This is a genomic window from Mesobacterium hydrothermale (assembly GCF_035818635.1).
Taxonomy (GTDB): domain Bacteria; phylum Pseudomonadota; class Alphaproteobacteria; order Rhodobacterales; family Rhodobacteraceae; genus Mesobacterium_A; species Mesobacterium_A hydrothermale.
In genome coordinates this window covers 1-7,451 of the sequence record NZ_JAYLLH010000060.1, presented here as the reverse complement: position 1 = coordinate 7,451, position 7,451 = coordinate 1, and the positions used below count along the sequence as shown (strand labels likewise).

The window sequence follows — 7,451 nt, the reverse complement described above, 5'->3', positions numbered from 1 at the left end:
GTTTGGCGGGCAGACCCCAACGACATCATCGCCGCAAGAAATCGAGGGTTCCAAATGTTGGATTCAATCCACTAGGACGGCGCGTGACTTCAGATCGTCATGCCCCGAGTTTGGGTAAGGCAAGGAATTGGCAGACTGCCGCCGGTCTTTGGCGCCTCGCGAAGTAAGTTTGACCCGCGATTGACGATCCATGCAAAGGGCATTGATAGGGCGATCAAAAATACGGATTTGACATCAGACCTGTCGGTCGACCGCACGACCCCTGTCGCGCTGGCAGTGTGGTACGGCGTGCTGGGGCGGATTTCCCCATGCCGCGCTGATGGAGAAATACACCCGACTCGGCTATGACTTTGCGCCCGGGGACGTGATCACCAGCCGCATGACCCTGCTCGCCGGTCTGCACGGGCGGCGGGATCTGCACTGGGGGTTGATGGCGACGCGCAGGACCGGGCTGCGCGATCTTGAGGGGTTGAACCTGACCTATCTCGAGGAAGGGCCGGCCGCCTATGACCAGGTCGACGGCTTTCTGATGATCGGCAGCGCCGCCTGGACCGAAGCGCGCCAGACCCTGCTGGAAAAGGCCCTTGCCCGCAGGCCACGCCCGGTGCTGGTTGGCAATCCTGATATCGTCGCCCCGCGCGAAACAGGGTTTTCGACCGAACCGGGCAATTTTGCGCATCGCCTCGCGGATCGTACGGGCATCGTGCCCGAGTTCTACGGCAAACCTTTCGGCAACATCTTTGACCTGGCTTTTGGCCGGCTGGGCGAGGTGGACCGCGCGCGTGTCGTCATGGTGGGCGACAGTTTGCACACCGATATTCTGGGCGCACAGACTGCGGGTGTCTGCTCGGCGCTGGTTGCAGGCTACGGGTTCTTTGCGGGTGAGGATGTGGAGGACGCGATCCGGCGGTCCGGAATCCTGCCCGACATCATTGTGGAGCGGCCATGACCTATGTCTTGTCATTCGCTTTTCACATCGCGCGGCTAACAGCGCCACGCAGGGCGGCGAAGCTGCCTGAACCAAGCCACAAAAGGGAGCACGACATGAAACACACGATCAGCCTATTTGCTGTCTCGGCGGTCCTGGGATCGGCCCATGCGGCCAGTGCCCAGACCGAGGTCGAGTTTTGGCACGCCTTCACCGGACGCCTGGGTGAACTGGTGGCCGAGCAGGTCGAAACCTTCAATGTCTCGCAGTCCGACTACAAGGTGGTGGCGACGCACAAGGGCAATTATTCGGAAACGTTGAACGCCGGTATCGCCGCGTTCCGCGCGGGCGAGCAGCCTGACATCCTGATGGTGTTCGAAGTGGGCACCGCCACGATGATGGCCGCCAAGGGCGCGATCAAACCCGTGTACGAGGTGATGGGCGACGGCTTTGACCAGTCCAAGTACATCGGATCGGTCAAGGGCTACTACACCTCGTCCGACGGCAACATGCTGTCGCTGCCGTTCAATTCCTCCACGCCCGTGCTGTGGGTGAACCGTGACAAGCTGTCGGAGGCGGGCATCGACCCCGATACCGATCTGTCCACTTGGGAACAGGTCAGCTCCGTTCTGGATCAGCTCAAGGCGGCGGGTGTCGATTGCCCGATGACCACGGCCTGGCAAAGCTGGATTCATCTGGAAAACCTGTCGGCCTATCACGACGTGCCGTTTGCGACCCGGGCCAACGGGTTTGAGGGCACCGACACCGAACTGGCCTTCAACGGCCCGGTGCAAGTGGCGCATATCACCGCCATGGGTCAGTGGGCCAAGGACGGCAAGTTTATCTATGCGGGTCGCCGCAACGAAGGCGGCGCCAACTTCCGCGCCGGCGAATGCGCGTTGTTCACCGAATCTTCGGCGGGCTATGCCGGCATCAAGGCAGAGGCCGAGTTCGATTTTGAAGTGCGCCCGCTGCCCTACTGGAAAGCCGTTGCGGCCGAGCCGCAGAACACCATCATCGGCGGTGCTTCGTTGTGGGTGATGGAAGGCCAGTCGGATGCCGAATATGCGGGCGTCGCGGCCTTCATGGACTTCCTGTCCTCGCCGGAAATCCAGGCCAAGTGGCACCAGGACACCGGCTATCTGCCGATCACCAGCGCGGCAGGCGAACTGACCCGCAGCCAGGGCTTTTACGAGGCCAACCCCGGCACCGATATTGCCGTGATCCAGATGACCGCGAAAGAGCCGACGTCAAACTCCAAAGGCCTGCGCCTGGGCTCGTTCGACCAGATCCGCGGCATCATCGACGAAGAGCTGGAGGCCGTCTGGGCCGGGGACAAGGACGCCCAGACCGCTCTGGATTCGGCCGTGGAGCGCGGCAACGTGCTGCTGCGCCGGTTCGAGCAGGCCAACCGCTAACCTCTGTCGAAGGGGCCCTTCGGGGCCCCTTCACCCTTCGGTTTCAACCGTGTGAGCATCCGCACCAGATGTTTCTGCCCGCCGTGAAATATGCTTGTGACCATTTCCTTTTGCTGGTCTTCGTCCCGCTGCTGGTCGGTCGATGAAATGGAGAACTTGACGGTCATGGCTGTTCTGCTTTCCCTCAAAATGCGACCGCGTCGCGCCAAGGTGAAGGGCTGATGGAAAAACGTGTCACCTTCAAAGGCATCTGGTTGCCCCTGCTGCTGGTCCTGCCGCAGATCATCATCACGGCGGTGTTCTTTTTCTACCCGGCGGGGCAGGCGATCTGGCAGTCGCTGTTCATTCCCGATCCGTTCGGCCTGTCGATGCAATGGGTGGGTCTGGGCAATTTCGAGTACCTGCTTTCTGATCGGTATTACCGTGCCTCCTTTGTCACCACGGCGGTGTTTTCGATCCTGGTCACGTTGGTGTCGATGGGCGTGGCGCTGTACCTCGCCATCCTGGCAGACCGGCTGATCAAGGGATCGGGAACCTATCGCACGTTGCTGATCTGGCCCTATGCCGTCGCTCCCGCCGTGGCGGGCGTGCTGTGGATGTTCATGTTCAACACCCGCGTTGGCGTGGTCACCTGGTATCTTGGCGTTCTGGGCTATGATTGGAACCACGTCCTCAACGAAGGCGAGGCGATGGGACTGGTGGTGGTGGCCAGCGCCTGGGGGCGGATCAGCTACAATTTCCTGTTCTTCCTGGCCGGCCTTCAGGCGATCCCGAAATCGGTGATCGAGGCCGCCGCCATCGACGGCGCACATTTCTGGACACGGTTCCGCACCATCGTCTTTCCGCTGCTGTCGCCCACGACGTTTTTCCTGATGGTGGTGAACATCATCTACGCCTTCTTCGAAACCTTTGGCGTGATCCACACCATCACCAGTGGCGGGCCGCAGCAGGCCACCACGATCCTGGTCTACAAGGTCTACTCCGACGGCTTTGTCGGGCAGGATCTGGGGTCTTCTGCCGCGCAGTCGGTCATCCTGCTGGTGGTCGTGTCGATCCTGACCGTCGTGCAATTCAAATACATCGAACGCAGGGTGCATTACTGATGGCAGAGCGTAACGGCATGGTTGAAAAACGCGGCGCGGGCCTGTGGCTGACCCATCTGGGGCTGATTGTCGGCGTCGCGTTCATCTTCTTCCCGATCTGGCTGGCCTTCGTCGCCTCGACCGTCACCAACACCGAGATCATTCGTCCGCCGATGCCGCTGTGGCCCGGCGACCAGTTCGTCGAAAACTACACCCGCGCTCTGACTGCCGGGGTCAACGCGCCGGTGGCGCTGATGATGGGCAACTCGCTGATCATGGCGATGGGCATCGCCCTGGGCAAGATCGCGATCAGCCTGCTGTCGGCCTTTGCCATCGTCTATTTCCGCTTCCCGGGCCGCAAGCTGTTTTTCTGGCTGATCTTCCTGACATTGATGTTGCCGGTCGAGGTGCGGATCGTGCCCACCTACGAGGTGATTGCGAATTTCGGGATGCTGAACAGCTATCAGGGCCTGATCCTGCCGCTGATCGCCAGTGCGACGGCAACCTTCCTGTTCCGGCAGTTCTTCATGACTGTCCCGGACGAACTGGCCGAGGCCGCGCGGGTGGATGGTGCCGGACCGATGCGGTTCTTCTTTGATATCCTGCTGCCGATGAGCCGAACAAACATTGCCGCGCTCTTTGTCATCTTATTCATCTACGGCTGGAACCAGTACCTCTGGCCGCTGCTCATCACCACCGATCCATCGATGAACACCATTGTCATGGGCATCAAGCAGATGTTCCCCTCGGGCGATGATTTTGCGCATTGGCCCACGATCATGGCGACGTCGATCCTGGCGATGGTGCCGCCGGTGATCGTCGTGGTCGGCATGCAGAAACTGTTCATCCGCGGACTTGTGGAAAGCGAGAAATAGACCAATGGCAACGCTTACCCTCAACACCGTCAAGAAATCCTTTGGCAAAACCGATGTCATCCATGGCGTGTCCATTGACGTCGCGGATGGCGAATTCATCGTGATCGTGGGGCCATCGGGCTGCGGGAAATCCACGCTGCTGCGGATGGTGGCAGGGTTGGAGACCGTTTCCTCGGGCGACATCCTGATCGACGGCCGTCGCGTGAACGAAGAGGAGCCGATGGCGCGCGACATCGCCATGGTGTTCCAGAACTACGCGCTGTACCCGCATATGTCAGTCTTTGAGAACATGGCCTACGGGCTCAAGATCGCCAAGGTGCCCCGCGCCGAAATCGAAGAGCGCGTGGCGCAGGCCGCCCGGATGCTGCAACTGGAACCCTATTTGCAGCGCAAACCACGCGAATTGTCCGGTGGCCAGCGCCAGCGCGTCGCCATGGGCCGCGCCATCGTTCGCAAGCCGGCGGTCTTCCTGTTCGACGAACCACTGTCCAACCTGGATGCCAAGCTGCGCGTCCAGATGCGGTTGGAGATCAAGGCGTTGCAACGCGAATTGGGCGTGACGGCGCTGTATGTCACCCACGATCAGGTCGAGGCGATGACAATGGCGGACCGTATGATCGTGATGAACGGCGGTGTGGCCGATCAGATCGGCAAGCCACTGGAGGTCTATGCCGATCCGGCCACGGAATTCGTCGCGGGTTTCATCGGGTCGCCGCCGACGAATTTTCTCTCCGGCACGCTGCTGGGCCGGACACCGGACCTGCGCATTGGCGTGCGTCCCGAACACACGCGCATCGCCGCCACAGGCAAGCTGAGCGCCACTGTCGCGTATTGCGAGGCGCTTGGCGCAGAGACGCTGGTGCACCTGCACTGCGCTGACGGTGCGCCGGTCACGGTGCGCCAGGACGCCCAGGCGCCGGTGCCGCACGTGGGCCGCACAACCCTTCTGGATTGGCACGACAGTGCTGAAATGCGATTTGACGCGAACGGCAAGCGCATCCGGGCGTGAAGGCGCTGAGCTTCAGCACGTTCGTAGCGTCGAGAAGGGGGCCGGTGCGGATGGTCGGTCTGCTTGCAGCCTCGAGCGGCGCGAGGAACTGGATGGATGAGGTGCCCCCCAGATTTGTAGACGCTTTGCTTCCTGAGTGTTCAGGCCCTCGGTTTGATAGGGGACCTGGACCGGATTGATTGATTTTTCAGAGCGATACGCACCCTCAAGTAGATCGGATCTGACAGCAAGGCACAGCGACGAGTTCCAAACAGGTTGCACGGTCTTTGCGTTCTAAGCAGTCGGTTTCGCTATTGTCGCTACCGGGCTTTGCGTTCACTGCACGTGGGTTGTGTGCCGTGTGGGGTGATGTGGCAGCGACTTGGTAGCGATCGGAACAGTCGGAAGCACATCCACTGTACTTATTTTGTATTCAATAGGAAAAAGGACTTAGCGGGCGAGCGCTAAGTCCTTGAAATCTTTGGCTCCGGCGGTAGCGGCCATGCTGGGTTCCCGGCGGTTCTGACGACGCCCCGCGTTAACATTTAGAGTCAATGGGTTAACGGAAATAATCTTCCCGCTGACTCTTGCAAAGTCCCGATGGTTCCACGATATTTCGTTAGTAGAAATTGAGTAGGAATTTTGGCGGCATGGCATACGACAAAGGGCGCTTGAACGCGAAACAGATCGAAGCGTTGACCAAGCCGGGTCACTACGCGGACGGCAAGGGATTGTACCTGCAAGTGTCGAAGTGGGGCACGAAGTCTTGGGTGTTTAAGTTCACGCTTGGCAAGCGCAAGAACCGGCGGGGCGAGTTGGTGCCCAACACCCGTGGCATGGGGCTAGGGCCGATTGACGAACTCACGTTGAAGAAGGCCCGCGAAGAAGTTGAACGGCTACGCGTTATGGTGCGCGAAGGCCGCGACCCTATCGAAGAACGGGCCGAACAACGCCGCGCCTTGACCGCAAAGTACGAAGAAGCAAACCAAACGATGCTGTTCAGGGACGCCATTGCCAAGGCGCACGCCCGCAAGGAAAGCGAATTCAGCAACGAAAAGCACCGCAAAGACTGGCGTAGCAGCTTGGACACCTACGCCGTCCCGACGCTTGGTGACATGGACGTTGCCCACATCACGCACCAAGACGTGCTTCGCGTCCTCAATCAGCCGGTAGACGAAGGGGGCGGCACACTGTGGGAAACGAAAACGGACACCGCAACCCGCCTTCGTGGTCGTATCGAAAGCGTTCTTTCTTGGGCAACTGTGTCGGGCTACCGGACGGGCGATAACCCGGCGCGTTGGGCGGGCAATCTCAAGGAACTTCTGCCGAAGCCTTCCAAGGTATCGAAGGTCACGAAACAGCCCGCACTTACCCAAGCCGATTTCCCGAAGTGGTTTGCCGAATTGCGCAAGCGCCAAGGCATAGCGACGCGGTGCCTAGAATTCGCCGTGCTGTGCGCGTCGCGGTCGGGCGAAGTGCGCGGCGCGACTTGGGATGAAATCGACCTTGAAGCACGCATTTGGAAGATACCGGGCGCACGTATGAAGATGGAACGCGACCACCGCATTCCGTTGTCTGACGAAGCCGTGGCGCTGTTGAAGGCGACCCCGCGCGTGTCCGGTTCGCCCTATGTGTTCCCCGCCGTTCGGGGCGGTATGCTGTCCGATATGGCCCTGTCAGCGACCATGCGGCGGATGCAGGAAGCCGAAGTGAAGGCAGGGCGGAAAGGATGGCTGGACCCCGACAGCGGGCGTCCTGCGGTGCCTCACGGGCTGCGCTCGACCTTCCGGGTTTGGACGGCGGAGCGGGGCTATGACCGCGACATGGCGGAAATGGCGCTTTCGCATGTAGTAGCAAGTTCCGTAGAACGCGCCTACCAACGCAGCGACATGGTAGAGCGCCGTCGCGCGATGATGGGCGATTGGGCCTCGTTCTGTCATGGCAATGCACCCGCCGAAAACGTCGTGCCTATCAGAGGGGCGGCAGGCTAATGGCGAAGAATACCCACATACCCTACGGTTTTGACACCGACGAACACAGTGCCGAAGACGATCCTTGGACGAAGCTGGCGACGATCAACGAACACCTAGTGGATTGATCGCGACAAACGAGTCCGAATTGGGATTCCCATTTGGTGCTGGCCGTGCGAGTCATGCTGAT

7 protein-coding genes are annotated in these 7,451 nt (G+C 60.4%); 6 read left to right on the top strand and 1 reads right to left on the bottom strand.

Annotated elements, in window-relative coordinates; translation table 11 throughout:
- Positions 1–319: 319 nt before the first annotated feature.
- Together VK792_RS19245 and ugpB are read left to right on the top strand one after the other, a co-directional pair.
- The gene (locus VK792_RS19245; protein WP_326299522.1) at positions 320–949 is read left to right on the top strand and encodes an HAD-IIA family hydrolase; all 630 of its coding nucleotides are present in this window, start codon (positions 320–322) and stop codon (positions 947–949) included.
- Between the two features lie 95 nt (positions 950–1,044).
- Positions 1,045–2,346: a sn-glycerol-3-phosphate ABC transporter substrate-binding protein UgpB gene (ugpB, locus tag VK792_RS19240; RefSeq protein WP_326299520.1), complete on the top strand. Its 1,302-nt coding sequence runs from the start codon at positions 1,045–1,047 to the stop codon at positions 2,344–2,346.
- Here the strand turns inward: ugpB and VK792_RS19235 are convergent.
- Positions 2,343–2,513, bottom strand: coding sequence for a hypothetical protein (locus tag VK792_RS19235; RefSeq protein ID WP_326299519.1), 171 nt, complete (start codon positions 2,511–2,513; stop codon positions 2,343–2,345). The two genes, ugpB and VK792_RS19235, sit on opposite strands and share 4 nt — an antisense overlap.
- A gap of 54 nt (positions 2,514–2,567) precedes the next feature.
- On the opposite strand from VK792_RS19235, the gene ugpA reads away from it, so the two are divergent.
- The 4 genes from ugpA to VK792_RS19215 all read left to right on the top strand — a co-directional run bounded on the left by ugpA (position 2,568) and on the right by VK792_RS19215 (position 7,282).
- Positions 2,568–3,449: a sn-glycerol-3-phosphate ABC transporter permease UgpA gene (gene ugpA / locus VK792_RS19230; RefSeq protein WP_326299518.1), complete on the top strand. Its 882-nt coding sequence runs from the start codon at positions 2,568–2,570 to the stop codon at positions 3,447–3,449.
- A 17-nt stretch (positions 3,450–3,466) separates the two neighbouring features.
- Entirely contained in the window at positions 3,467–4,303 is an 837-nt protein-coding gene (gene ugpE, locus VK792_RS19225; RefSeq protein WP_326299524.1) for a sn-glycerol-3-phosphate ABC transporter permease UgpE, read from the top strand.
- Positions 4,304–4,307: 4 nt separating this feature from the next.
- Complete coding sequence (gene ugpC / locus VK792_RS19220; RefSeq protein WP_326299517.1) at positions 4,308–5,312, top strand: sn-glycerol-3-phosphate ABC transporter ATP-binding protein UgpC; 1,005 nt, start codon at positions 4,308–4,310, stop codon at positions 5,310–5,312.
- A gap of 629 nt (positions 5,313–5,941) precedes the next feature.
- On the top strand, positions 5,942–7,282 hold the full coding sequence (locus tag VK792_RS19215; RefSeq protein WP_326299516.1) for a tyrosine-type recombinase/integrase: 1,341 nt from the start codon (positions 5,942–5,944) through the stop codon (positions 7,280–7,282).
- Positions 7,283–7,451: the final 169 nt, after the last annotated feature.